We start from the raw sequence: 24,637 nt of genomic DNA, 5'->3' as shown, positions 1-24,637 counted from the left end.
ACCAAAGCGGCGCAGCGCCGCGCTGCAATCGGGCAATAGATTTTTCTTTGTATTTCCGTGCAGCTGAAACCATTTCGTGGAGAAGAATCATGAATGCAAATACCGGCGCCCCAGCCTTGAAGCAGACCCTGGGCACGATACAGCTGTGGGGCATTGCGGTCGGCCTGGTCATATCGGGCGAGTATTTCGGCTGGAGCTACGGCTGGGCCTCGGCCGGCACGCTGGGGTTTACCGTGACGGCGCTGTTTATCGCCGCCATGTACACCGCCTTCATCTTCAGCTTCACGGAATTGACTACCTCGATCCCGCATGCCGGCGGCCCTTTCGCCTACAGCAAGAAAGCCTTCGGGCCGCTGGGCGGCTACATCGCCGGCGCCGCCACCCTGATCGAATTCGTGTTTGCACCGCCGGCGATTGCGCTGGCGATCGGCGCCTATCTGAACGTCCAGTTTCCCTCGCTCGATCCTAAAGCCGCCGCAGTCGGCGCCTACCTGGTGTTCATGACGCTCAATATCGTCGGCGTGCAGATCGCCGCCACGTTTGAGCTGTGCGTGACCTTGCTGGCGATTTTCGAGCTGCTGGTGTTCATGGGCGTGGTCTCGCCGGGCTTTTCGATTGCGCATTTCGTCAAGGGTGGCTGGTCCGGCCAAGACCATTTCAGCCTGGCCTCGATTCCCGGCATGTTTGCGGCCATTCCCTTCGCCATCTGGTTTTTCCTGGCCATCGAAGGCGTGGCGATGGCGGCCGAGGAAGCCAGGAATCCGCAGCGCTCCATCCCGATCGCCTACATCACCGGCATCATCACGCTGGTGCTGCTGGCGATCGGCGTCATGGTGTTTGCCGGCGGCGCCGGCGACTGGACCAAGCTGGCCAACATCAACGATCCGCTGCCGCAAGCCATGAAACTGATCGTCGGCGAACACAGCGGCTGGCTGCACATGCTGGTGTGGCTCGGCCTGTTCGGCCTGATCGCCTCCTTCCACGGCATCATCCTCGGCTATTCACGGCAGATTTTCGCACTGGCGCGGGATGGCTACCTGCCCGGCTATTTCGCCAAGATCCATGCGCGCTTCAACACCCCGCACCGGGCGATCCTGGCCGGCGGCGCGATCGGCATCGCCGCCATCTACAGCGACGAACTGATCACGCTCGGCGGCCAGACCCTGACCGCCAACATCGTCACCATGTCGGTCTTCGGCGCCATCACCATGTACATCATCAGCATGCTCGCTCTGTTCCGCCTGCGCCGCAGCGCGCCCGACATGCTGCGGCCGTTCCGCGCGCCGCTGTATCCGTGGCTGCCGGCGTTTGCGCTCGTTGGCGCCTGCGTCTGCATGGCCACCATGATTTATTACAACCTGCTGATCTTCAGCGTGTTCGCGGCCTTCCTGGCCTGCGGCTATGTGGTGTTCCTGATGACCAAGAATAGTCGTACACTGGAGCCTAGTGCCCTGACGTAAGCCAATCAGAAAACCGCATGGAGGACCGCATCAGTGGGCAATAGCAAGCATCCGTTCAGCCATATGGTCGGCGCCAGGACTTACATTTTCCGCGACCTGAAAGACTTGATGGCCAAGGCCACGCCGCTGCGCTCCGGCGATTGCCTGGCGGGCCTGGCCGCCGCCAGCGCGGAGGAACGGGTGGCGGCGCAGATGACCCTGGCCGCCGTGCCGCTGGCCACCTTCCTCAGCAATTTGCTGATCCCTTACGAACAGGATGAAATCAGCCGCCTGATCGTCGACGATCACGACGCCGCCGCCTTTTCCCGCATCAGCCATCTGACCGTGGGCGACTTTCGCAACTGGCTGCTGAGCGATGCGGTGGACGAACAGATGCTGACTGCCGTGGCGCCCGGCATCACGCCGGAAATGGCGGCCGCCGTATCCAAGATCATGCGGGTGCAGGACCTGATCCTGGCCGCAAAAAAATGCCGGGCGGTGACCCGTTTCCGCAACACCATCGGCCTGGCCGGCAGCCTCTCGACCCGCCTGCAGCCCAACCATCCGACCGACGACGCCAGCGGCATCGCCGCCAGCATCCTCGATGGCCTTTTGTACGGCAGCGGCGATGCGGTGATCGGCATCAATCCGGCCACCGACAACGTACCGCAGGTGATCAAGATCGTCAGCATGCTCGACGACATCATCCAACGCTACCAGATTCCGACCCAGTCCTGCGTGCTGACCCACGTCACCAATACGATAGAAGCCATCAACCGCGGCGCGCCGGTGGACCTGGTGTTCCAGTCGATTGCCGGCACCGAAGCCGCCAACCTCAGCTTCGGCATCGACCTGGCGCTGCTGGCGGAAGCGCGCGACGCCGCCCTCTCGCTGCAGCGCGGCACGGTCGGCGACAATGTCATGTATTTCGAAACCGGCCAGGGCAGCGCGCTGTCGGCCAATGCCCATCATGGCATCGACCAGCAGACCTGCGAAGCGCGGGCCTATGCGGTGGCGCGCAAGTTCCAGCCGCTGCTGGTCAATTCGGTGGTCGGCTTCATTGGCCCCGAGTATCTGTACGACGGCAAGCAGATCATCCGCGCCGGGCTAGAGGACCATTTCTGCGCCAAGCTGCTGGGCCTGCCGATGGGCTGCGATGTCTGCTACACCAACCACGCCGAAGCCGACCAGGACGACATGGACGTATTGCTGACCCTGCTCGGCGCCGCAGGCTGCACCTTTGTCATGGGGATTCCAGGCTCGGACGACATCATGCTCAACTACCAGACCACCTCCTTCCACGATGCCTTGTATGTGCGGCGCTTGCTGGGATCGAAGCCGGCGCCGGAATTCGACGCCTGGCTGAAGAACATGCGGATCTTCAGCGAAGGCGAGCAGGTCAAGCTGGGCACGGCCCTGCCGGCGGTATTTCAACAAGCGCTGCTGCGCATATTCTGAGGCCCCTGCATGAACAAGCCAAATCCCACCGTAGTCAGCAATCCCTGGCAGGCGTTGCGGCGATTTACCGCCGCCCGCATCGCACTGGGCCGCAGCGGCGTCAGCCTGCCGACCTCGGCCCAGCTGGAGTTCCAACTGGCGCATGCGCGGGCGCGCGATGCAGTGCACCTGGCGCTGGACGCCAAGGCGCTGAGCAGCCGCCTGAGCGAGTCCTTTGCCGGCAGCACGCGCTGCGTCACGGTATCGAGCGCAGCCGGAAACCGCGACACCTACCTGCAGCGCCCCGACCTCGGACGGCGGCTGGACGCCGCCTCGCGCACTGTCTTGCAGGAACTGCGGCAAAGCCATGAGCCGGCGGCCAGCTACGATCTCGCCATTGTCATTGCCGACGGCTTGTCGGCGCTTGCCATCGAGCAGAATGCCCAGCCTTTCCTGGAGGCGCTGATGAAGCGCCTGGCGCCTGAGAACTGGACGCTGGCGCCGGTCGCCATCGTGCGCCAGGGACGGGTCGCGATAGGCGATGAAGTCGGCGAAATATTCGGCGCCAAGCTGGCGCTGATACTGATCGGCGAACGCCCCGGCCTGAGTTCGCCCGACAGCATGGGACTGTACCTGACCTGGGCGCCGCGCATCGGCCTGACCGATGAAAGCCGCAATTGCATTTCCAATGTGCGGCCCGCCGGCCTGTCGTATGAAGAAGCGGCGTTCAAGCTGCATTACCTGCTGACGCAAGCGCGCCAGCGGCAGCTCTCCGGCATCCGGTTAAAGGATGAAACCGGCGCCGCCGGCGGACAGTTGCCGCAGCCTTCGCGCAATTTCCTGCTGGACGAACGCTAGGACCTGCTGCCGGCGATTCGCGGAAAGCCGGCAATGAGCAGTTTGACAAGCTGTTGTTTTTTTGCGCGATTTCACAATTCCCAGCTATAGGCGCAACAGAATTCTCATCTATAATTGCAGCGCAAATTAACAGTAAATAAGAATCGATTACATAATCACTCTCGTTTACATGCGACACCATCAGCCAGCCAAACGAGATCATCCGCCGTACTAGCCAGCCAAAAAATCCGCGCGCCGCACAAGCCGGCCTGCCAAACCTTTTGCTGACGATAAAAATGAACCGCCTCAACCCGATTGCCGCTGCCCTGGTCGCAGTGTTCGCCGCCCCCCTGTCCGCGCAAGCGCAACAAGCTCCCAACCCGAAAACAAATGCCAGCCCTGCCGTGTTGCAGGAAGTCGTGGTGGAAGGCAGCCGCGGCGATTTCAACGCCAACGGCACTTCCCTCACCAAATTGCCGGCCGACCTGCATGACGTGCCGCAATCGGTCGTCGTCGTCAACAAGGCGCTGATACAATCGCAAGGCGCGAGCTCGCTGGCCGATGCCCTGCGCAACGTCGCCGGCATCACGCTGGGCGGCGCGGAAGGCGGCCAGATCGGCAACAATATCAACTTGAACGGCTTTTCGGCGCGCACCGACATCTACCTGGACGGCTTCCGCGACCGCGGCCAGTATTATCGCGACACTTTCGCCATCGATGAAGTCGAAGTGCTGATGGGACCGTCGTCGATGCTGTTCGGGCGCGGCTCCACCGGCGGCGTGATCAACCAGGTGACCAAGAAAGCCAACCTGCATGCCTCGACCGAAGTGTCGGCGTCGGCCACCACCAACGGCCTGGTGCGTACTACCGCGGACTACAATCGCCCGTTGTCGGACACTTCGGCTTTGCGCCTGTCGGCCATGGCGCAAAGCGGCAAGGCCACTACGCGCGACCAGACCGACGTCCAGGATTTCGGCTTGGCCGGCTCCTATGTGTTCGGCATCGGCACCCCGACTGAAATCACCCTGTCGGCCCTGATCCAGCACAACCACGACATGCCCGACTACGGCCTGCCGCCGCTCAACGGCCATCCGGCCAATGTCGGCCGCGATACCGCCTACGGCCTCAACAGCGACCACACCAACCAGGACGTGGCGTCGCTCAACACGACCATCCGCCACAAGATCACGCCCGACATCGTGCTGCGCAACCAGACCCAGTTCAACTATGTGCGCACCAGCGCGGTAGAAACCGCGCCGAACACCATCGGCACGGTGTCCGCCGCCGGCTTCACGCCATTGCCGACTTCGGCAATCAGCTCGCTGCCGTTGAGCAGCCTGTATGTGCGCGGCCAGAGCCATGACCGCGACATCCGCGACTATTCGATTTTCAACCAGACCGAACTGTCGGCCACGCTCAGCACCGGCAGCGTCAAGCATGAGCTGCTGGCGGGCTTCGAGCTCGGCCATGACGGCTACGACAACCAGGGTTACTATCGCAACGGCAGCTGCAACGGCGTGGCCTTGAATGCGCCTTCAACGGTGGCCGGCTACAACGACTGCGTGCCATTGCTCAATCCGAGCTACAGCACGGCCGGCAGCAATGTCGTCAGCCAGGCCGGCAACCGCGCCGGCGGCTCCGCCAATACGATCGCCGCCTATCTCAACGACACCGCGACGCTCACCGATCAGTTCAAGCTGGTCGGCGGCCTGCGCTTCGACCGCTACGTCGCCAGCATCACCAACTCGCTGAACTCGACCAATGCCCCGGCCGCCGCCAAGAACACCACGCTCGCCTCGGCCCAGCAGACCGTCAATTTCACCAGCGTGCGCCTGGGCGGCATCTGGCAGCCAAGCAGCGAACAGTCTTACTACCTGTCCTACGGCACCTCGTTCAACCCCTCGCTGGAACAGCTGACCGGCACCACCGGCCAGCAAAACCTCGATCCGGAAAAGAACCGCTCCTACGAACTGGGCGGCAAATGGGATCTGCTGGGCGACAAGCTGTCGCTCAACGCCGCCATCTTCCAGATCAAGAAGGAAAATGCGCGCAGCCTGGTCAGCACCGGCGTCTATGTGCTGGACGGCACGGTAAGGGTCAACGGCGCGCGCGCGGGCGCCATCGGCCACATCACCAAGGATTGGCAGGTCGCGCTCGGCTACACCTACCTGGACGCCAAGGTGATCCAGTCTTCCAGCCTCGACGGCACGCTGGGCAAGATTCCGGTCAACACGCCCAAGAATACGCTGACCAGCTGGACCACCTACAAGGTCGCGCCGCACTGGGAAGTCGGCGGCGGCGCCAGCTACATGTCGGCGCGCTACGCCAACCCGGCCAACACGGTGCAGGCCGGCGGCTATACGCGCTGGGATGCCACGGTGGCGTATACGCAACCGAAATACGATATCCGCCTGAATCTGTTCAACCTGACCAACAAGATGTATTACGATGCCTTGATCCAGTCAGACGGCGGCCGCTCGGTGCCGGGCACCGGCCGTACCGCCATGCTGTCGCTCAACTATCGTATGTAACTTAGAAAAAAATAGAGAGACGTTCATGCTGATCGCCATTCCCAAGGTACTAGATGCACAGCAGCTGGAAGCGGTGCGCCAATTGCTGGACCACGCCGGCGCGGCGTGGGTAGACGGCCGCGTCACCGCCGGCTACCAGGGAGCGGCAGTCAAGTTCAACCAGCAGATCGATGAGCGTTCTGAAACGGCGCGGCAATGCCAGCAGGTCATCCTGGCAGCATTGGAGCGCCACCCGCGCTTCATCAGCGCGGCGCTGCCGAATACCGTCTATCCGCCGATGTTCAACCGCTACGGCGAGGGCATGACTTTCGGCGCCCACGTCGACGGCAGCGTGCGCATCGATCCGCACAGCGGCCGCAAGCTGCGCACCGACATCTCCGCCACCTTGTTCCTGTCCGATCCCGAGTCCTACGACGGCGGCGAACTGCAGATCGACGACACCTACGGGACGCATGCCGTCAAGCTGCAGGCCGGCGACATGGTGCTATACCCTGCCACCAGCCTGCACCAGGTCACGCCGATCACGCGCGGGATGCGTACCGCCTGTTTTTTCTGGGTGCAAAGCCTGGTGCGCGACGACGGCCAGCGCAGCATGCTGTTCGAAATGGATAATGCCATCCAGAAGCTCAACCAGACCAATGCCGACGAACAGGCGCGGCGCAGCCTGATCGGCTGCTACCACAACCTGATGCGGCAATGGAGCGAGACCTGAACCAGGTTTCCTGCGCACTATCCCTCCCCTCTGCCCGACGTTCGCCGGGCGCAAGTGTTACACTGGTCCGCCAGCCATGCATCCCGGGTCCGCGGACTTGATGCATGCATGGCGGCATCGTTGAAACAACGTTTCTGGAATATTGACGATTCGCAGCGAATGCACGTTTCCAGGAAGAGTTGCAGCGATGTTTTCAGAATCCTCCGAGTGCCTCAGCAAAGCGCTGCTGCTGCACATGACCGATAGCCTGACCGAGCATGGCTGGTCGCAGCAAAACATTTTCCTGCCGGCAGACCTGACCCTGGAACTGGCCGCGGAATGCCGCGCGCTGGCGCTTGGCGGCGCCTTGCATCGTGCCGCCGTCGGCCGCAGCGAGGCGCAAGCGGTGCGCAGCGATATCCGCGGCGACCGGATTCTTTGGCTCAAGGCCGGACAATCGCCGGCATGCGACCGCTATCTGCTGATCATGGAAACCTTGCGCGTGATGCTGAACCGCACCCTGTTCCTGGGACTGGACGAGTACGAAAGCCACTTCGCCTGTTACGCACCGGGCGCGTCCTACCAACCTCATCTGGACCGCTTCCGCGACGACGACAGCCGCACCGTCTCGGTGGTCATCTACCTGAACCAAGACTGGCTGCCGGAACAAGGCGGCGCCCTGCGCCTGCATCCGGCAGGACAGTCCAGCGCAGACATTGCCCCGCTGGGCAGCCGGCTGGTGCTGTTCCTGTCCGCCGACATGCTGCACGAAGTACTGCCCGCGACCCGCGAGCGCATCTCGCTTGCCGGCTGGTTCAGGCAACGGCCGGCCTGACGCAGATCAGCTTACTGCTTTGACAGCTCGCAAAAACGAATGCGGTTGCCGAACGGATCCGCGACTTCCATGTTGCGTCCCCAGGGAAAATCTTCGACGCCTGGTTTTGCATACGCGTAGTTCCTGGCCAGCAGCTCGCGCTGCAAGGCATCGATATCGCGCACCGGCACAAACATGGTCGAGCCCGGCGTCGCATCGCCATGGTGCTCGCTCAGATGAATGGTCAGGTCGTCGCGTTTTATCTGGGCATACAGCGGAAAATTTTCCTCGAAGCGGTGTTCCCAATCCAGCGTGAAGCCGAGGAAGTCGAGATAAAACTCTTTGGCCTTGGCTTCCGAAAATATGCGGATGATGGGGATGGCGTGGGATAGGTGCATGAATTTTTCTCTCCTGATCGCGGCAAACCTGGTTTAGATTAAAAGCAGATACGAATCGTGCAAACTTATGCAGAGGCCGGCCCGAAAGTCCAGGTGGCGCTGAACTCGGCATCGAAGTGCAATGCCGATCCAGCGCCAAAGCAGTAAATTTTCTCACCTTCTTTTTTCTTTAACAGATTCAGCTTGAGCGCAATCACGCCGCAAACCGAGGCGTAGCTTTGCACCAGATGGAATTTGAGTTCTTGCCCGCAAAAAGTCCTGGCCCCGCCTGCCGACGTTTCCACATATCCCAGTGCTGCCAGCTGACTGCCAAACAGTGCGAGGTCAAGCGGCGCAAGAGCCAGGGTCACCTCGCTGATATCCTTGAGATAGCGCTCCGGCCGGAAGCGTGCGGCGTTATATTGTTTGCGGCTGATGCCGTCTTGGCCGGCATTCATCCCCGGCCGGCTGAGCCTCAGGAAATCCTTGTCGTATTCCATGATGCAGGACGTAAAGGAGGCGCCGGAATCGACAAGATCCACATAGCGGAACCACGGAATTTCCTGACCGTCGAACTGACGTTTGACCAAATCGGGGCTGGGCATGTGGCCAGACTCTTGCAGGGCCGTGCAGGCGTCCTCCAAGCCGCCCGCCTGATCCACGCCAAGGCAGACGCCGGCAGCACCGCCGGACGCGTCGTCCGGCAACGGACCGAATATCTCGATGTAGGTCTGCTCGCCGTCGATATACAGGCCGCTCCAGCCGCCGCCGTCCTCAATGACGACGGTACCCGCCTCAAATGCCGCAAATTCATTTTTCAGGAAAGCCGATTGCGCGATAGCCGATCTGGTCGGCCCGTCGACATGGACGATGACGTGATTCAAATGCACTTGCGAATAAGTCATAAGTAAAGAGTCAGCAACAATGGCGGGCCAGGTTTCGCCTGGAGGCAAAATCATCGCCTTTGACAAACGTGCCGCTACGTAGAAAGAGTCATCTGGGGTCAGAGTCGACTTTCGCGGTGCTTTATCGCGAAAATCGACTCTGACCCCACATGACGAATTCGAAGAAAGACAGAGCGCATTCGTGGTTTTGTTTTCTGCCGACGATGTATGCGCTCCGTAGCCCGCTAAGTGGGGTCGGAGTGAAGTTTCTGCAAAAAGCGCGCAGAAAGTTCACTCCGACCCCAGTTAGCTACGTGCCTCAGGCGCGGCGAAAAACCAGGTTACGGTTTTGTCGCGTTTTTATGAAATTCTCAATAAGAAACAGCAATTTAGCATACCCGCCCGCCCCCGGAAGGATGTCTAAGTACAGTCCGGTCGCCTATACTGGTTAAATGACCTGCACAATGCTTGCTCAAGCCGGCTTGCCGCCCGCTTCCGCAACCCGCGCAGGCCATCCTCGACAAGGAAGGAGGCACAAAATGCCCTGGAATTTCGCCTGGTTCGGAATGGTCGCATTGATTTTCGTGGCGATCATCCTGCTGAATGCATCGATTTACATCTTCCGCGAGTATGAACGCGGCGTCGTCTTCACCCTGGGACGTTTTTCCGGCGTCAGGGGGCCGGGGCTGGTGCTGCTGATTCCGGCGATCCAGCAGCTGGTCAGGGTCGATCTGCGCACCGTGGTGCTGGAAGTGCCGACGCAGGATGTCATCTCGCGCGACAACGTCTCCGTCAGAGTCAACGCAGTGGTCTATTTCCGCGTGATCGATCCGCGCAAAGCGATCGTGGAAGTCGCCAATTTCTTCAACGCCACCAGCCAGCTGTCGCAGACCATGCTGCGCTCGGTGCTGGGCAAGCACCAGCTGGACGACATGCTGGCGGAACGGGAAAGGCTCAACCTGGATATCCAGCAAGCGCTCGACGCCCAAACCGACTCCTGGGGCATCAAGGTATCGAACGTCGAAATCAAGCAGGTCGACCTCACTGAGTCGATGATACGCGCCATCGCCAGGCAGGCCGAGGCGGAACGCGAACGGCGCGCCAAGGTGATCCATGCGGAAGGCGAGCTGCAAGCCTCGGAAAAGCTGTACCAGGCCGCCCACGTGCTGGCGCAGGAGCCGCAGGCCATCCTCTTGCGCTACCTGGAAACGCTGACAGTGATCGGCGCCGACAAAAACACCACGGTGGTGTTCCCCTTGCCGATGGACTTGCTGTCCAGATTCTTAGGCGACAAAGGAAAGACGCCCTGAGCATGGACTGAGGTTGCAGTAGACGGATGAATGCGGACAAGCGGCAAGCCGCGCACCGGATTGCACGGCTTGCCATATAATTGCCAGATTGCAATCAACACCCTCCAACTACCCTGCCATGAATCCGATCACCCTGAATACGCTGGCGGCCTTTCCGCAGCAGCTGGAGCAGCACTATGCCGCCATCCCGAACGCCTGCACGCATTGGAAACCAGCCTCCTGGGAAGGCGTGCCGAGCGAGCCGTTCAGCGCCATCGAACAGATCTGCCACGTGCGCGATATCGAGATCGACGGCTATCATCTGCGTTTCCGGCGCACCCTCGATGAACACAATCCGCTGCTGCCCTCCATCGACAGCGACCTCCTCGCCAGCGAACGCCATTACGCCAGCGCCGATCCGATAGAAGTCTTCACGTCGTTCCGCGCCGCCCGCGCCAAGACCGTCGCGCTCATCTCCAGCCTGGCGCCGGAGCAATTCGACCGCCAGGCAGAATTCGAAGGCTACGGCGCCCTGACCCTGCGCAGCCTGGTGCACTATCTGTGCAGCCACGACCAGCAGCATCTGGCCGGCCTGCAGTGGCTGCTGGGGAAAATAGAGGCGGAATCCCGCTAGCCGTAGCGCAGCCGGCCGCTCAGATCAACGCCAGGATCGCCGCCGCGAAATCGGCAGGCGCTTCCTGCGGCAGATTGTGCCCCGCTACAGGAATCACCCGGCGCTGATATGGCCCGCTGAAAAAGCGCGCATGCTGCTCCGACCCGCCGCTCAGGCTGACGCCGTCGCCGCCGCCGTCCAGTGCGATGGCCGGCACGCCTATCCTCGGCTGCGCGGCCAGCAGCAGTTCCGTGCCCTCGACCGCAGGATCGCCCGGCGCAAGCCCGAAACGATGACGATAGGAATGAATCACCACTTCGACAAAATCGGGATTGTCGAAAGCGGCGGCGCTGCGCCGGTAAGTCTCTTCATCAAACTGCCAGTTGGGCGACCACAGCCGCCACAGCAATTTGCAGAATTCGTAGCGATTCTGCGCCAGCCCCGCGCGGCCGCGCTCGCCATGGAAATAGTACTGGTACCAGTAGCGCAATTCATTTTCCGGCGACCGCGGCCTGGCGGCGCCGGCAATATCCTGGATGTTATAGCCGCCGGCCGACACCAGGCCGCGCACCCGCTGGGGCCACAAGGCGGCAACGATGCAGGCGGCGCGGCCGCCCCAGTCGTAGCCGGCCAGCAGCGCCTGCGGAATCGCCAGCGCATCCATCAGCGCCAGCAGGTCGTGAGCGAGCGCCGCCTGCTGGCCGGAGCGCGGCGTGTCCGCCGACAAGAAGCGCGTCGGTCCGTAACCGCGCAGATAGGGAACAATCACGCGGCAACCCTGCGCTGCCAGCAGCGCGGCCACTTCGTCGTAGGCATGGATATCGTAGGGAAAGCCGTGCAGCAGAAAAACCGGGAGACCGGCGGCGTCGCCGCCATCGTCATAGGTAACATTGAGAACACCTGCATCGACCTGTTTTAACACGGTACCTCCCTGTTAATTTTCCCAGTCCAAAGTGCACATCGCTAGTTAGGCGCGGGCGTCTAAAATTTTTATTGATGCTGCAACGCGATGCGTGGGTTAATAAATCCAGAATAAAAGAACGATCGTTCACTTATAAATCAGTTCGTCAGACTGGCGGCAACCCATGTGCAGCTGCAGGCGCCCAGCCAGAGACTGACCGATCACTACCATCCGCTGTTCCGCAATCCGCAGTTTCATTTAATGCAGCAATCATCATCCCGGCAACATGGTTTTCCGCGCCAGCAAGCATGCCAAACCCATGCTTACTTTGGCACAAAATAATCAACAATGTTTAGGAGAACGTCGCATGCGCATCCCGTCTTTCTTATCCCTGCCCGGCATTGCCCTGACGCTGGGCTTGAGCCTGGCGTCGGCAGCCGCCAACGCCGAACTGTGCCGCAGCGCCACCGCGGCTGAAGCGGCAAACTATTCCAGCCCCATGCAGTCGCCCGGCATCGTCTCGCCGATAGACGGCACCTGCTGGATTCCCGCCATGACCATCACCAGCTTCGACGGCACCAAGCTGGCCGCCAACCTGTTCCTGCCGAAACGCAGCAGCAGCGACCAGAAATTCCCGGCGATCGTCATGATCGCCAGCTGGGCCGCGCCCGGCCGTGTCGAATACATCGGCCAGCAGCAAAAACTGGCGCAGGACGGCTATGTGGTGGCGAGCTATACAGCGCGCGGCTTCTACCTGTCCGGCGGCCAGGTCGACGTCGCCGCGCCGGAAGACGTGCGCGATGTCTCCTCGGTGCTGGACTGGCTGCAGGCCAATGCGCCGATCGACATCAACAACGTCGCCGCCAGCGGCATCTCCTACGGCGCCGGCCTGTCGCTGATCGCGCTCGGGCAGGACGCGCGCTTCAAGACTGCCGTGGCGCTGTCCGGCTGGGCCACCCTGGCCGACCAGCTTTACACCGCAGGCTCGCCCAACCTGACCTGGGCCACCGTGCTCGGCCTGGCCGGCAGCGTCACCGGCCGTCCGGCGCCCGAGGTGAACCAGAACATACTTGCCCTGCTCGATCCGAACAGCAGCGCGGCGACCATCGCCGGCATCACGGCCTGGGCCAAGCCGCGCTCGCCATCAAGCTACGTCGCCGCCATCAACAAGCGCAACGCGCCGGTATTCCTGAGCAAGAACTACCAGGACGACATGTTCACGCCGAATTCATCGCTGGCGATGTTCTCCGCGCTCACCGGACCGAAGAAGATAGTACTCAATGCCGGCATCCATGCTTCCGCGGAACTCACCGGCGCCCTGCTGGGCGCGCCCAACTATCCCTACGACCAGGCGCATCGCTGGTTCAACCGCTGGCTGAAGGGCGAGCAGAACGGCGTCGATACCGAACCCAAGGTGACCATGCAGATCAAGTTCACCGACCGCCGCGAATCGTTTTCCAACTGGCCGGCGCCGGAGCTGACCAACCGGACTTACTACCTCGGCCCGCGCGGCCCGGTGCGCTTCGATCTCAGCTGCTTCTGCGGCAAGGGCGACAAAGGGACCATCTCCGCCGCGCTCAACCAGACCGCCGATTCCGACCTGATCCAGAATTTCTTCGACACCACCGCCACCAGCGGCCTGATCCCGATTCTCTCGACCCTGGGCGAGACCATGAACCTGCCCGTGGTCAATTCGCTGCTGACGGTCAGCCTGGCAGCCGGCGTGCGCTACGAAGCGCCAGCCTTGTCGGCGACGCAAAAGATCAGAGGGATTCCGAAACTGAATTTGCGCGTGACGCCTTCGCAGGCGCGGGCACAGGTGGTCGCCTATCTGTATGACGTCGACGCCATCGGCACCGGCATCCTGGTTACCCATGGCGCCACCACCCTGCACTGGGCAACGCCTGGCCAGACCGTCGATTTCCCTATCGAATTCTCGGCCATCGCCTATGACGTGCCGGCCGGCCATCATATCGGCGTCGTGCTGGACACTGCCGATAGCCTGTACGCCTCGCCGGTGAATCCGGGCGAGCGTTTCGGCGTGCGCTTTGAATTCAACCCGGGTCAGCAATCGACTTTGACATTGCCAACCTTATAAGTCCAATGCGGCAGCTTGCGCAATTTGCCGCGCAAGCTGTCTGCCGATACGCCTCTTGCCGCCAGCGATTACCGGCAATCACCAACAGCCACCAACAATCACGAACAAAAATAGCATTTCCATGAGGAAATTTTTGTGCTATAGATATAAGCATCGACAGGGAAACGGACTTGAATAACAAGAAGTGGCAATCGGGAGATTCGTCATGCAAAAGTCTACGCAACATGGCATTTTGATCACTGCCGTCCTCGCAGGCATGATCGCGGCAGGCAACGCCTGGGCCGGGACCGCGACGGCCACCATGACCAATACGGTCACCATCGGCAACGATTGCATCATCTCCACCACCGGCTTTACCACCACCTACGATCCGGTCGTGGTCAACGCCACTACCAACCAGGACGTCACCGCCAGCGTCACCACCACTTGCACGCCCGGCGCGACGCCCGTGATCACGCTGGGGCAAGGCGCCAACGCCAACACCGGCTCCACCGACAGCGTCCCGCTGCGCCGCCTGTCCAGCGGCGGCGGCTCGCCGACCTATCTCAACTATGCGCTGTTCTCGGATTCCGGCCGCACCACCACCTGGGGCAATACCGCGGGCACCGCGCCGGCCAGCATCACCGCCACCGGCACGGCGACGCCGCTGACCGTGTATGCGCGCGTGCCGTCCGGACAGTCAGGCCTGGCTACCACGTTTACCGATACCGTGGTCGCTACCGTCACCTTTTAAGGTCGTCTCATCCGCCGGCATTTGGTGTATCCTGCCGGCTATGAACAGCGAAACCGACATCCAACTCAGCGGCCCGTTCAGCGTCACCGACGCGGCAGGCCGCAAGCATGACATCCAAGCTATCCGCATCTTCGACGAAGGCTACGGGATTATCGACGTCTACGTCGATTTTGCCGCGGCGATCGGGAAGGAGCGCCTGTTCGAGGATACGCGGCTGATAGGCCAGATCCTCGCACGGCTGCGCCAGATCGGCTACGTCGGCCCCGACTTCGGCCACGGCGACCTTGGCCTGCAGGACGACAAGCTGATCGTGCTGGAAGCGCCGGAAGAATTCAATGCCTTCGCAGCGAGCAAAGGCTGGAAAAACCTGGCGGAAGAATTCGCCGAGGATGAACCGGAAGACTGGCACGGCGGCGGCAGTGCGCCCTCCAGTTCGAAGCTGGACGCACTCAAGAATAAATTCAAAGCCTGATCCTTGGCGCGATCGGCGTCATCAACGACGACGGCCGCGCGCATTAAGGCAAGCAAAAATTCACGGCCTGGCCGGCCGCGCCAGCATCCCGTCCTGCGCCTCCGGCGGCAAAGGTTTCTGCCCCATCCAATTGGCCAAGAGCTGATCGTAACCGGCCGCGTACGCGAGGTATTTACGGCTGCCGTCAGGCATCACGGAAAAGGAACGGATGCCGTGATCCGACTGCGGGAAAACCGCAATCTCGATATCCTTGCCGCTGCCGCGCAAAGCTTCCAGGCGGGCGATGGTCGGCGCGCTGGGCGCCACCGAATCGTCTTGCGCAAACACCCACAGTTGCGGAATGGCCAGTTGCCGCAGCACCGCCAGCGCATCGTAATGCCAGATCACTTGCGGGCTTTCGCTGCGCGCCCGCTCTACCTCGCCGCGTAGCAGTTCGCCGCTATACTGGCCGTCGATTTTCGCCAGCCAAGGCTCGCTCGCATATTTATCCCTGGCCCGCAGCAGCTGCGGCATGCCGCGCTGGAAATCCGACGCCGCGACTTTGCCGGCCAGCGCAGTCAGCGTACGCGCTTTGCCGATCACGTCTTCGCCATAACCGAGCTGGCGCAACTGGTATTCTACCTGCCACTGGTCCTGCTCGATCGGCGTGCCGATCACGCCGTACCCGACCACCAGGAAATCCACCCGCGCCTTGACCGCCGCCAGCGGCGCAACCCAGCCGCCCTGGCTGAAGCCGGCGAGCCCGATGCGGCCGACACGGCCAGCGCTCAACCTGCGGGCCTCTCCTACCGCGGCGGCAACATCATCGGCCAACAGCTCGAAATCCTGGGTATAGACGCCTCCCGAGGCGCCGGTGCCGCGTTTGTCGAACACGAATGAGGCAATGCCCTGGCTCGCCATCAGGAAGGCGTGGTTGCTGGAATCGACCGCGGCGGTCGATTCGGAGCCGTGCACCAGCACGAACAGCGGCGGCTTGTCGCCATCGGCCATCGACTCGATCGGCTCGATCAGTTCGCCGTTCAGCTGCACCGCGCCGGACATGAAACGGGTGCGGGTAATCCGCAGCGGCAAGCGCAGCCACTGTTGCGCATCGGCGCCGGAAAACTGCAAACCGACCGAACCGGCCTGACATCCCGCATAAGTCAAACGCCCAGCCAGCCTGGCCGGATTATCGGCATCCAGCGCCGCGTTCAACACGCCGTCGCCGGCCATCTCAAAGATGCCGCTGCGGCCGCTGAAATTGGTCGCCAGCAATGTCTGCGGAAATCCCGGACGCTGGGTCAGGGTGACGATCTCGCCGGTCGGCGAGCGATAGGCTCCGGTAAGGCAGGCCGGCGCCGCGGTCAGCGCGGGCGCGGCAAAAGCCGTGGCTGAAAAGCAGGCAAGCGCAAAAACGAAGCAGCGAAGATTGGCAGAGGGTCGGGTTTTGGTGGATGGCATCTGAATTCCTTGACGTAGAGGGCAAATCCTATCCGACATACTTACCCTAAGGCAACCCTATTGCATGGGCCGAGCCGGCGACGCTAGCGCAAGCCGGCGATCAAACTGCTCACCAAAGCACTGACTTCTGCCTCCGCCGCCGCAATCGATTCATCCAGGCGCGCATCGCCGAACTCGTCGTATTCGATCGCGACGCTGTGCAGGCGCTCGATGCCGATGTAGCCAAGCGCGCTGCGAATGCCCGGTTCGACATGGTTCATGGACGCCATTCTTTGGCCGGCAGCGTAGCCATAATCGCCCCTGGACGACAGCACCACCGCAAGCTTGCCGGCATCTTTCAGCATCGGCCAGTAAGGCTCGCCTTCGCGCCGGCGGTCGAAGCCGAAGGTGCGCCCTACCCTGACGATATTGTCGATCCAAGACTTGAATTGCGCCGGCACGTTGAAGTTATACATCGGCACGCCGAGCAGCAGGATATCGGCGGCCAGTATTTCATCGATCAAGCCATCGCTTTCGGCCAGCACCTCGGCCATCCACGGTTCGCGCGACCCCGGTGCGGTAAACGCGGCATGTATCCAGGCGCCGCTAACCGGCGACGGCGGGTTCAGGCCGACATCGCGCACTACGACACGGTCGCCGGGGCGCTGCTGCAACCACTGCTCGACGAAGCGGTGCGACAGCCGGCGCGTATGCGAACCGTGCTGTTGCTGGTCAGAGCGCCCGCTACGCGCGCTGGCGTCCAGATGCAATAAAGTGGTCATTTTCAGCTATCCTTCATTCATGTGAATTAATTTCATGCATCAACTTCAAGAGCCACTGTAATTCCCCCTACCGATCGAGACAAACGACAATTTTTACTGAAAATCAGAAAATAAAACTCATCTATATGGATAATGCGAAAGCGCGCCGGCTGCCGCCGCTGGCAGCCTTGAGGGCGTTCGAAGCAGCAGCGCGGCATGTGAGTATCAAGTCCGCGGCGGCGGAACTCTCGGTGACGCCGACGGCGGTAAGCCACCAGGTCCGGCGCCTGGAAGATACGCTCGGCATTGCGTTGTTCCAGCGCCAGCCGCGGCAACTGCATCTGACTGCCGCCGGCGCCGAGCTGTATGCCGCATTGCGTGACGGCTTCGACGCGTTCGCCGCTGTCATCGGCCGCATCCAGGACCGCGAGGCGCCGCGAGCGCTCACCATTTCGACCACGCCGGCATTTGCCGCACGCTGGCTGCTGCCCAGGCTGGGCGCCTTTCGCGCTGCCTATCCCAGACAGGATCTGCGGATTCACACTTCGGTGGAAATCTCGCCGCTGGACGGCCATACGGCAGACATCGCCATCCGCTACGGCCTGGGAAATTGGCCCGGGCTGGTCGCCAGAAAACTTTTCGACGACCGCATCGCGCCGGTCTGCAGCCCGCGCCTAAAGGTAAAAAAACCCGCGGATCTGTTCAAGCAAACCCTGATTCATTGCGAATGGCAAAACACGCTGCGCAAACCGTCGACCTGGCGCGCATGGGCCCGGCACGCCGGCTTGGACAAGCTCGACAGCCGCGCCGGCATGGTGTTTTCCGATGAAAGCCACGCCATCTCGGCCGCCATCGCGGGGCAAGGCGTGGCGTTGCTGAGCACTTCGCTGATCGAGCCGGAGTTGCGTGGCGGGGTCTTGCTGCAACCGTTCGGCCCCATGCTCAATACTTATGCTTTCTATCTGGTGTATCCGGAAACCAGGGAGAGCGACCCGCATGTGCAAGATGCCTGCGCCTGGATCAGCGCGCAGGCGCACGCCTCGGCCCTGCTGTGTTAAAAGCGGGCCTGGCGCATCCTGGCTTAGGGCTCAGTCGCGTAGTAAAGCAAGGCCAGGATCGGCAACGCGAAACCAACCCACGACGTGAGACTCCAGCCGCCTTGCGCGTAAGTCCAGCCGCCGACTGCGGAGCCGATGGCGCCGCCGGCGAAGAAGGTCGTCATGTACAGGCCGTTCAGGCGCGCGCGGAATTTCGCGCCATGCATGAAGATCGCTCGCTGCCCTATCGTCATGTTGGCGGCGACGCCAAAGTCCAGCAAGATCGCGGCCGCCACCAGCAAGCCAAGGGACAGCGCCGTACCCTGCTGGCCGACGTGCGTCATCAGGAAAGCGAGCGCCACCGCCAGCATCGCCATTCCGGTCGCCGGGCGGCTCCAGCCGCGGTCGGCGACCCTGCCGGCAATCGGCGCGGCGACTGAGCCGGCCACGCCCGCCAGCGCAAACAGCGCGATGCCGCCCTGCGACAGATGGAATACCGGCCCTGCCAGCAGCAGCGGCGTGGCGGTCCAGAACAGGCTGAAGGCAGCGAACAGAAAAGCGTGATACAGCGCCCGCCGGCGCAGCACGGGCGTGCGCAGCAGCAGCTGCCACATCGAAGCGAGCAGCGCGCCATAGGCCAGCTTGGCTGGCGGCATCCGCTGCGGCAAGGTGCGCGACAGCAGCAACGCCAGCAGCACCATCAGCCCGGCGGACAGGAAAAACACCACGTGCCAGGACGACATTTGCGTGATGAAACTGGATGCCGGCCGCGCCAGCATGATGCCCAGCATCAAGCCGCTCATGACATTTCCCACCATGCGCCCGCGCACCGCTTCCGGCGCCATGTGCGAAGCGTATGGCACCAGCACCTGCACCGCCACCGAACCGAGGCCGATGAACAAAGCGGCGGCCAGGAATTGCGCCGGATGAGAGGCCAGTCCCGCTCCCAGCAAAGCCAGCGTGGCCAGCCCGATCAAAACCAGGACCAGCCGCCGGTTTTCGAACAGGTCGCCAAGCGGAGTAATCAGCAGCAGGCCGGCGCCATAGCCAAGCTGCGTCAAGGTTACGATCAGGCCCGCCGCTGACGGCGGCAGCCCAAGCGTAACGGCAATCAGGCCGGCCAGCGGCTGGGCATAGTAGATATTGGCCGCGATCAAGCCGCAGGCGGTTGCCAGCAGCAAGGTGATCCACGACGAAACCGCCGGCTCTTCAGTCGCCGTACCGGCGGCAGTTGCAGTCAAATCCATTTACTTCCCCCTTATAATGGAAACGATCATTTCCTAAATTGATAAAAAAATTTACGACAGTATTTTCATGGCAGCATCGACTACCGCCAGCATTTCCTTGCGCGTCTTGCCGGTCTTGCCCACCACGCGCAGTCCTTGCAACAGGCAAAGCAACAGGCGGCCGGTGGCGGCGCTATCGATATGCGGCGGAATCGAACCGTCGCCCTTGCCTTGCCGGATCAGCTGGTTCAGCAGCGCTTCGCGCCCCTGCATCGCCAGGGCGGCGCGCACGCCGATCTCAGCATCAAGCGCCGCCAGCTCAACTGCCGTGCTGACGACCAGGCAACCTTCCCTGCCCCTGCTGCCGTGCGATAGTTCGGCGTAGAACACAAGCGCAGCCTGTACCTTGTCGCGCCCCGACTGCGCCGCTGCCAGCACCTGGGCCAGCTCGGCGCCGCGCTGCGAAGACTGGCGGTCCAGCACCGCCAGGAACACCCCGCGCTTGTCCTTGAACGCCTTGTAGATGCTGCCGACCGTCAGCTGCATGCCTTCGGCAAGGTCGTTGATCGACGTGCCGTGATAGCCGCGGCTGCAGAACACGGGGATAGCCTTATCCAGAATTTCATCCATGTCGAACTCGCGCGGGCGTCCGCGCGGAGTTGATAATTTTGCATGCGACGATTTTGCATGCGATGAAACGGTTTCGGTTTTCATGCATTGATTATGGAAGCAATCGTTTCCATAATCAAGTTTTTTTACACGCGGCAATGCCGGAAAACCCCTTGACGATTGGCGGTCATGAATTCCTGGGATACCGAGGTTTCTGCCGCGGCAGCGCTCTTATTGTATCTGCCCGCGCAGGTAGCGCAGGAAAACGGGGCTGCTGTCGAGGCGTTCCAGCACCGGCAGCACGATCTTGTAGCCGTTGTCGCTATTGGTCAGGATGACCGCGCCGTCGCGGCTGGTCCGGTTCAGATAGGCAAAGGTGAACACGCCTTCGTCCTTCCCGGTATGCATCAGCAGCGTTTCATCCTTGAATGCCAGTATCTGCCAGCCCAGTCCAAAGCCGGCGTTGGGCGGACAGTTCTCGGCCAGCTTGCCCTGACACATTTCATCCATCATGCTGACCTGGATCTTGCTCCGCTCGCGCGCGATGGCCGGACTCAGGCCCTGATCGGCCAGCACGCCGGCCATGAACAAGCCGTAGTCATAGGCGGTGGTGTACAGCAGGTCGGCTGCATTAAAACGGCTGGCAAGCTGCGGTTGCAAGGCCTTGCCGGCAGCGTTGGCGGGGACCGCGATGCGGCCCTTGAACCAGTCACGGCCGCTATAGGCGGTTTCGGTCATGGCCATCGGCTTGAACAGATAAGCCTGGGCCAGGCTTTCGAAATCCCGGCCGGTCTTGTTTTCGGCAAAATGCGCGAGATATTGATAGCCCTCGCCGGAATAGCTCCACTTGAGCCCGGGTTCGCGCAGGATCTTCAATCCCTCCTTGCTGTCGCGCCAGTTGGGGAAACCGGTGCGATGGCTGAGCGCCAGGCGCGGCGTCAGCAAGGCGTGGCGGGGGTCGGCAGCGATGTCTGGATCCAGCCAGTAGCGGTCCATCGGCTCATCCAGCGAAATTTCGCCTTTCGAGGCCAGCCGCAAGATGATTTCAGCGGTCAGCGGCTTGGTCAGCGAGGCCGCGTTGTAAAGCGTGGCAGGCGTGGCAGGCACGCCGTCGCCCTGCTCGCCATAGGCGGCGATCAGCACCACCGCGCCGCCTCTGATCTGAGCGATAGAAACGCTGGGAATCGCATTCTGCTCCAGCAGCTGCGGAATGTCCTGGTCGAGCCGCGCCTGCTGCTCGAACTCTCCCGCCGGCGGCGCCGGCGCTGCCAGCGTCAGGCTGGCAGCCAGGTTTGATAGAAGCATTAATGCCAAACGACGCATGGTGTCCCCTTGCCTTTCCAATGCCAGCCTACGCCGTTTTGCCCGAGCCTGCGATTCTCTTTGCGCAGGATGCTGTCGGGCACCGAATTGCCAAAAGTCGAGATAGTGTAATTGCGAGCTCCGCCTGGTGTCCATCGCCCGACCGGGGAGCGCATGCCGCCGCTCCCCGGCAGCGGCGGGCGGCGGGGTTTCCCGGTAAAATTGCTGCAAATTTAACATCGGAGGACCGCAATGCTGACCGATATCGCGCAACTGGAGCAAATTTACGGCACGCCTCACGAGCGTTCATTGTGGAAGGAAATCGACCACCTGAACCAGGATTACCAGGCTTTCGTCAACGCTTCGCCATTTGTGGTGCTTGCCTCTTCCGGACCGGAAGGCATGGATTGCTCGCCCAAGGGAGACCTGCCCGGTTTCGTCCAGATCCTGGATGAACGCACACTGGCGATCCCTGACCGTCCGGGCAACAACCGCATCGACACCTTGCGCAATATCCTCAGGGATGCCCGGGTCGGACTGCTGTTTATCGTACCGGGCATCGGCGAAACCTTGCGCGTCAACGGCCGCGCCGAAATCTCTGCGGAACCGGCCATGCTGGAAAAATTCGCCATCGACGGCAAGCTGCCGCGCACAGTGATCATCGTCAAGATAGAGGCGGTCTACTTCCATTGCTCAAAGGCGCTGGTGCGCTCGAAGCTGTGGGATCCCGGACAGCAGGCCGAACCCGCCGGCTTCCCTAGTCCCGGCGCCATGCTCAAGCGCCTCAGCAGCGGCGGTTTTGACGCCGACACCTATGACCGCGAGCTGCCGGCGCGGGTGCAGGCCAGTCTCTATTAAGTGAAGAATGCACATCCGATGACAGTATTTCCTGGACGGACCATGGGCCGCAAGATTGGCGACAGCGGCATCTCAGGCAGACATCGGCCCGCACTCGCCGCTGTGCTCATCGCGCTGGCATTTTCCACGCCGGCCCATGCCGCCGAGCCATCGCCCTGCCCTCCTGACTGGGAACCGCAGATCTGCGAACTGAAGTCGGTGGTGGAAATACTCAAGAAAGATCACCTGACAGAGATCGACGTCCCCGCCTTTCTCGACGAAACCATCCGCCTGGGCGTCAAAACCCTGCCCTACGCCAAATTCATGAATGCCGAGGAACAGCAGGAGCAAGCAAAGAAGGACGAGCGCACCCGCAATGGCACGCCCGGCATCGGCATCATCTTCGAGACCCTGGCGGACGGCCTGCATATCATCGACGTGGTGCCGGACGCTCCCGCGGCCCAGGCCGGCGTGCGCACGGGCGACATCGTGGTAGCGATGGACGGCAACAGCATGGCCGGCATCAACACTACCGACATCGCAAAATATGCCGGCGGCGATGTCGGCACGCCGCTCAAGCTAACGCTGCTGCGCGGCGCAAAGCAGCAGCGGCTTGAATTCACGCTGCTGCGCGCCATCGTCAAGCAACGGCCGGCGAGCGCTAAACGGTTGCCGGGCGACGTACTGTACACGCGCATGAACGGCTTTCCGGAACCTGCCATCGGCGACTACATCGATACAGTGCAGACGGCACGGAAAAATGGCGCGCCGGTCAAGGCCGTGATCCTCGATCTGCGCCTCAACGGCGGCGGCGCCCTGAACGCCTCCATCGGCATCATCGGCCTCTTCGCCGGCCGCAACAAGACCGCAATGGTCACGCTGCTACGCGACGACAAAATCCAGCACCGCATCAGCACTAACTGGCCGGACTACGATCTGCCGGTGCTGAAAGGCCGGGATCCGCTGGCGCCGCTGGAGGCAGACGACTGGTGGCGCAGCGTGCCGCTGATCGTGCTGGTCGACGGCCAGAGCGCCTCGGCCGCCGAAGCCACGGCGGCAGCCCTGAAGGACCTCGGCCGCGCCAAGCTGCTGGGCACGCCGACCTATGGCAAAGGCATGGCGCAAACCGGCATCGGCACGCGCGACGGCACCTACCTGAACTGGACCAACGCCCGCAACCTGCGGCCGAACGGCTGTCCGATGGAAGGCTACGGCGTGGTGCCGGACTGGATCGTCGGACCGCACAAGGATGCCGACATGGAGGGCGTCCTGCTCATTTACCGCGAAGTCGACATTCCGCGCGCGCCCTATGCCAGCAAGCCCAACCCCGATCCCTTCGCCGATGTGCGCAAAGAACGCCAGCGCCAGCGCGACCAGCGCGCAAAAGCCAAGCCGGACCCGAACAAAAGCGCGCTGCCGCAAAAGGAATTCGGCGGCGCCAAGGATTGGCAGCTGCAGCAAGCCTTGAATGCACTGGCCGGCAAACCGGTGCAGGTGGCGAGCGTCAATCCGCGCTTCATGCCGGCGCAACCGGCGTGCATCAAACTGGATCAATAAATTCCGGTTCTAGCGATATCGGTGATAATGACAGCCCCATTTGCGCCTCAAGGAAACAAGAAATGTCTGGCAGTAATTCATCGGCAGCCAAAGGCCGTTACAGCGCGTTCCTGTTCGATATGGACGGCACCATCCTCAACTCCATCGCTGCGGCAGAACGCATCTGGGGCGCATGGGCGGTGCGTCACGGTCTCGATGTCGCTTCCTTTCTGCCGACCATACACGGCGCGCGGGCAGTTGACACGGTCGCCCGCCTGGCATTGCCTGGCGTTGATCCGGAACTGGAAGCGATTGGCATTACGCAGGCCGAAATTGCCGATGTAGAAGGGATTGTCGAAGTGCCCGGCGCCGCAAATTTTCTGAAATCGCTGTCAGCGGACAAGTGGGCCGTGGTGACGTCAGCCCCCAGGGATCTGGCGGCGCGCCGCATGAAAGCGGCTGGCATTCCCGTGCCGGCCGTCCTGGTGACGGCCGAGGACGTCGCGGCCGGCAAACCGCATCCTGATTGCTACCTGCTGGCGGCCAGCAGGCTGGGCGTCGATGCCGGCGACTGCCTGATATTCGAAGATGCCCCTGTCGGCATTGCTGCCGGCGAAGCGGCAGGCGCCACGGTGATGGTCGTTACGGCGACGCATCTCCATCCGATGGATACGCCTCACTCGTCTATCAAAGGCTACGAAACGATGTTCGCCAAAACGGACGGAGATGGCTTCATGCTGCTTGAAGAAAGAGGCGCCTGATCAAGGATCAGGATCTGCCAGATCCGTGCATCA

Annotated in this window: 23 protein-coding genes; 15 read left to right on the top strand and 8 right to left on the bottom strand. The window is 62.0% G+C overall.

All coding sequences use genetic code 11. The annotated features are described in order from the left end of the window. Positions 1-89: 89 nt before the first annotated feature. The 6 genes from eat (at position 90) to KHU30_RS00680 (ending at position 7,770) form a co-directional block, all read left to right on the top strand. Positions 90-1,460 carry an ethanolamine permease gene (eat, locus tag KHU30_RS00705; protein WP_211440745.1) on the top strand — a complete coding sequence of 457 codons (1,371 nt, stop codon included), beginning with the start codon at positions 90-92 and terminating at the stop codon, positions 1,458-1,460. A 63-nt stretch (positions 1,461-1,523) separates the two neighbouring features. After that, complete coding sequence (locus KHU30_RS00700) at positions 1,524-2,897, top strand: ethanolamine ammonia-lyase subunit EutB (RefSeq protein WP_211442139.1); 1,374 nt, start codon at positions 1,524-1,526, stop codon at positions 2,895-2,897. Between the two features lie 9 nt (positions 2,898-2,906). Continuing rightward, complete coding sequence (gene eutC, locus KHU30_RS00695; protein ID WP_211440744.1) at positions 2,907-3,734, top strand: ethanolamine ammonia-lyase subunit EutC; 828 nt, start codon at positions 2,907-2,909, stop codon at positions 3,732-3,734. Positions 3,735-4,009: 275 nt separating this feature from the next. Continuing rightward, complete coding sequence (locus tag KHU30_RS00690; RefSeq protein ID WP_211440743.1) at positions 4,010-6,244, top strand: TonB-dependent receptor; 2,235 nt, start codon at positions 4,010-4,012, stop codon at positions 6,242-6,244. A gap of 25 nt (positions 6,245-6,269) precedes the next feature. Then, positions 6,270-6,956 carry a Fe2+-dependent dioxygenase gene (locus KHU30_RS00685; RefSeq protein WP_211440742.1) on the top strand — a complete coding sequence of 229 codons (687 nt, stop codon included), beginning with the start codon at positions 6,270-6,272 and terminating at the stop codon, positions 6,954-6,956. A gap of 187 nt (positions 6,957-7,143) precedes the next feature. After that, positions 7,144-7,770 (top strand): 2OG-Fe(II) oxygenase, encoded by a 627-nt coding sequence (locus KHU30_RS00680; RefSeq protein ID WP_211440741.1) that lies wholly within the window; start codon positions 7,144-7,146, stop codon positions 7,768-7,770. Between the two features lie 11 nt (positions 7,771-7,781). Here the strand turns inward: KHU30_RS00680 and KHU30_RS00675 are convergent, their stop codons facing one another. Next, the gene (locus tag KHU30_RS00675) at positions 7,782-8,147 is read right to left on the bottom strand and encodes a glyoxalase superfamily protein (RefSeq protein ID WP_211440740.1); all 366 of its coding nucleotides are present in this window, start codon (positions 8,145-8,147) and stop codon (positions 7,782-7,784) included. A 65-nt stretch (positions 8,148-8,212) separates the two neighbouring features. Then, complete coding sequence (locus KHU30_RS00670) at positions 8,213-9,010, bottom strand: DUF5829 family protein (RefSeq protein ID WP_211440739.1); 798 nt, start codon at positions 9,008-9,010, stop codon at positions 8,213-8,215. Between the two features lie 566 nt (positions 9,011-9,576). On the opposite strand from KHU30_RS00670, the gene KHU30_RS00665 reads away from it, so the two are divergent. After that, positions 9,577-10,320 carry a slipin family protein gene (locus KHU30_RS00665; RefSeq protein WP_230411279.1) on the top strand — a complete coding sequence of 248 codons (744 nt, stop codon included), beginning with the start codon at positions 9,577-9,579 and terminating at the stop codon, positions 10,318-10,320. 118 nt (positions 10,321-10,438) lie between these two features. After that, a complete protein-coding gene (locus KHU30_RS00660; RefSeq protein WP_211440737.1) occupies positions 10,439-10,933 on the top strand; it encodes a DinB family protein in 495 nt (164 codons plus the stop codon). Between the two features lie 19 nt (positions 10,934-10,952). Here KHU30_RS00660 and KHU30_RS00655 read toward each other — a convergent pair whose 3' ends face one another. After that, a complete protein-coding gene (locus tag KHU30_RS00655; protein WP_211440736.1) occupies positions 10,953-11,834 on the bottom strand; it encodes an alpha/beta fold hydrolase in 882 nt (293 codons plus the stop codon). 346 nt (positions 11,835-12,180) lie between these two features. On the opposite strand from KHU30_RS00655, the gene KHU30_RS00650 reads away from it, so the two are divergent. The 3 genes from KHU30_RS00650 (at position 12,181) to KHU30_RS00640 (ending at position 15,116) form a co-directional block, all read left to right on the top strand. Beyond that, the gene (locus tag KHU30_RS00650; RefSeq protein WP_211440735.1) at positions 12,181-13,911 is read left to right on the top strand and encodes a CocE/NonD family hydrolase; all 1,731 of its coding nucleotides are present in this window, start codon (positions 12,181-12,183) and stop codon (positions 13,909-13,911) included. A gap of 205 nt (positions 13,912-14,116) precedes the next feature. Further along, a complete protein-coding gene (locus KHU30_RS00645) occupies positions 14,117-14,644 on the top strand; it encodes a Csu type fimbrial protein (protein ID WP_211440734.1) in 528 nt (175 codons plus the stop codon). A gap of 40 nt (positions 14,645-14,684) precedes the next feature. Then, complete coding sequence (locus KHU30_RS00640; RefSeq protein WP_211440733.1) at positions 14,685-15,116, top strand: hypothetical protein; 432 nt, start codon at positions 14,685-14,687, stop codon at positions 15,114-15,116. Between the two features lie 60 nt (positions 15,117-15,176). Here KHU30_RS00640 and KHU30_RS00635 read toward each other — a convergent pair whose 3' ends face one another. Continuing rightward, positions 15,177-16,556: an alpha/beta hydrolase family protein gene (locus KHU30_RS00635; protein ID WP_211440732.1), complete on the bottom strand. Its 1,380-nt coding sequence runs from the start codon at positions 16,554-16,556 to the stop codon at positions 15,177-15,179. An 83-nt stretch (positions 16,557-16,639) separates the two neighbouring features. Continuing rightward, a complete protein-coding gene (locus tag KHU30_RS00630; protein WP_211440731.1) occupies positions 16,640-17,317 on the bottom strand; it encodes an FMN-dependent NADH-azoreductase in 678 nt (225 codons plus the stop codon). A 125-nt stretch (positions 17,318-17,442) separates the two neighbouring features. On the opposite strand from KHU30_RS00630, the gene gcvA reads away from it, so the two are divergent. Further along, positions 17,443-18,354: a transcriptional regulator GcvA gene (gene gcvA, locus KHU30_RS00625; RefSeq protein WP_211440730.1), complete on the top strand. Its 912-nt coding sequence runs from the start codon at positions 17,443-17,445 to the stop codon at positions 18,352-18,354. Positions 18,355-18,377: 23 nt separating this feature from the next. Here gcvA and KHU30_RS00620 read toward each other — a convergent pair whose 3' ends face one another. The 3 genes from KHU30_RS00620 to KHU30_RS00610 all read right to left on the bottom strand — a co-directional run bounded on the left by KHU30_RS00620 (position 18,378) and on the right by KHU30_RS00610 (position 21,473). Continuing rightward, a complete protein-coding gene (locus KHU30_RS00620) occupies positions 18,378-19,580 on the bottom strand; it encodes an MFS transporter (protein WP_211440729.1) in 1,203 nt (400 codons plus the stop codon). Positions 19,581-19,631: 51 nt separating this feature from the next. Beyond that, entirely contained in the window at positions 19,632-20,273 is a 642-nt protein-coding gene (locus KHU30_RS00615; protein WP_211440728.1) for a TetR/AcrR family transcriptional regulator, read from the bottom strand. 126 nt (positions 20,274-20,399) lie between these two features. Next, positions 20,400-21,473, bottom strand: coding sequence for a serine hydrolase domain-containing protein (locus tag KHU30_RS00610; RefSeq protein ID WP_211440727.1), 1,074 nt, complete (start codon positions 21,471-21,473; stop codon positions 20,400-20,402). A gap of 249 nt (positions 21,474-21,722) precedes the next feature. Between KHU30_RS00610 and KHU30_RS00605 the strand changes: the two genes are divergently transcribed. The 3 genes from KHU30_RS00605 to KHU30_RS00595 all read left to right on the top strand — a co-directional run bounded on the left by KHU30_RS00605 (position 21,723) and on the right by KHU30_RS00595 (position 24,604). Further along, the gene (locus KHU30_RS00605; protein WP_211440726.1) at positions 21,723-22,328 is read left to right on the top strand and encodes a pyridoxamine 5'-phosphate oxidase family protein; all 606 of its coding nucleotides are present in this window, start codon (positions 21,723-21,725) and stop codon (positions 22,326-22,328) included. Positions 22,329-22,370: 42 nt separating this feature from the next. Further along, positions 22,371-23,864, top strand: a complete 1,494-nt coding sequence (locus KHU30_RS00600; RefSeq protein WP_230427137.1) for a S41 family peptidase — start codon at positions 22,371-22,373, stop codon at positions 23,862-23,864. Between the two features lie 62 nt (positions 23,865-23,926). Next, the gene (locus KHU30_RS00595) at positions 23,927-24,604 is read left to right on the top strand and encodes an HAD-IA family hydrolase (protein ID WP_211440724.1); all 678 of its coding nucleotides are present in this window, start codon (positions 23,927-23,929) and stop codon (positions 24,602-24,604) included. Positions 24,605-24,637 lie beyond the last annotated feature (33 nt).

Source organism: Collimonas humicola (assembly GCF_018304945.1).
Lineage (GTDB): Bacteria > Pseudomonadota > Gammaproteobacteria > Burkholderiales > Burkholderiaceae_D > Collimonas > Collimonas humicola.
This window is presented reverse-complemented; position numbering and strand designations above follow the sequence as displayed.

What these genes read in the sequence shown, in the direction of transcription:
- eat (WP_211440745.1), top strand. Translation starts at nt 90, where the DNA reads ATGAATGCAAATACCGGCGCCCCAGCCTTGAAGCAGACCCTGGGCACG.
- KHU30_RS00700 (WP_211442139.1), top strand. Translation starts at nt 1,524, where the DNA reads ATGGTCGGCGCCAGGACTTACATTTTCCGCGACCTGAAAGACTTGATG.
- eutC (WP_211440744.1), top strand. Translation starts at nt 2,907, where the DNA reads ATGAACAAGCCAAATCCCACCGTAGTCAGCAATCCCTGGCAGGCGTTG.
- KHU30_RS00690 (WP_211440743.1), top strand. Translation starts at nt 4,010, where the DNA reads ATGAACCGCCTCAACCCGATTGCCGCTGCCCTGGTCGCAGTGTTCGCC.
- KHU30_RS00685 (WP_211440742.1), top strand. Translation starts at nt 6,270, where the DNA reads ATGCTGATCGCCATTCCCAAGGTACTAGATGCACAGCAGCTGGAAGCG.
- KHU30_RS00680 (WP_211440741.1), top strand. Translation starts at nt 7,144, where the DNA reads ATGTTTTCAGAATCCTCCGAGTGCCTCAGCAAAGCGCTGCTGCTGCAC.
- KHU30_RS00675 (WP_211440740.1), bottom strand. Translation starts at nt 8,147, where the DNA reads ATGCACCTATCCCACGCCATCCCCATCATCCGCATATTTTCGGAAGCC.
- KHU30_RS00665 (WP_230411279.1), top strand. Translation starts at nt 9,577, where the DNA reads ATGGTCGCATTGATTTTCGTGGCGATCATCCTGCTGAATGCATCGATT.
- KHU30_RS00660 (WP_211440737.1), top strand. Translation starts at nt 10,439, where the DNA reads ATGAATCCGATCACCCTGAATACGCTGGCGGCCTTTCCGCAGCAGCTG.
- KHU30_RS00650 (WP_211440735.1), top strand. Translation starts at nt 12,181, where the DNA reads ATGCGCATCCCGTCTTTCTTATCCCTGCCCGGCATTGCCCTGACGCTG.
- KHU30_RS00645 (WP_211440734.1), top strand. Translation starts at nt 14,117, where the DNA reads ATGCAAAAGTCTACGCAACATGGCATTTTGATCACTGCCGTCCTCGCA.
- KHU30_RS00640 (WP_211440733.1), top strand. Translation starts at nt 14,685, where the DNA reads ATGAACAGCGAAACCGACATCCAACTCAGCGGCCCGTTCAGCGTCACC.
- KHU30_RS00635 (WP_211440732.1), bottom strand. Translation starts at nt 16,556, where the DNA reads ATGCCATCCACCAAAACCCGACCCTCTGCCAATCTTCGCTGCTTCGTT.
- KHU30_RS00630 (WP_211440731.1), bottom strand. Translation starts at nt 17,317, where the DNA reads ATGACCACTTTATTGCATCTGGACGCCAGCGCGCGTAGCGGGCGCTCT.
- gcvA (WP_211440730.1), top strand. Translation starts at nt 17,443, where the DNA reads ATGGATAATGCGAAAGCGCGCCGGCTGCCGCCGCTGGCAGCCTTGAGG.
- KHU30_RS00620 (WP_211440729.1), bottom strand. Translation starts at nt 19,580, where the DNA reads ATGGATTTGACTGCAACTGCCGCCGGTACGGCGACTGAAGAGCCGGCG.
- KHU30_RS00615 (WP_211440728.1), bottom strand. Translation starts at nt 20,273, where the DNA reads ATGAAAACCGAAACCGTTTCATCGCATGCAAAATCGTCGCATGCAAAA.
- KHU30_RS00610 (WP_211440727.1), bottom strand. Translation starts at nt 21,473, where the DNA reads ATGCTTCTATCAAACCTGGCTGCCAGCCTGACGCTGGCAGCGCCGGCG.
- KHU30_RS00605 (WP_211440726.1), top strand. Translation starts at nt 21,723, where the DNA reads ATGCTGACCGATATCGCGCAACTGGAGCAAATTTACGGCACGCCTCAC.
- KHU30_RS00600 (WP_230427137.1), top strand. Translation starts at nt 22,371, where the DNA reads ATGGGCCGCAAGATTGGCGACAGCGGCATCTCAGGCAGACATCGGCCC.
- KHU30_RS00595 (WP_211440724.1), top strand. Translation starts at nt 23,927, where the DNA reads ATGTCTGGCAGTAATTCATCGGCAGCCAAAGGCCGTTACAGCGCGTTC.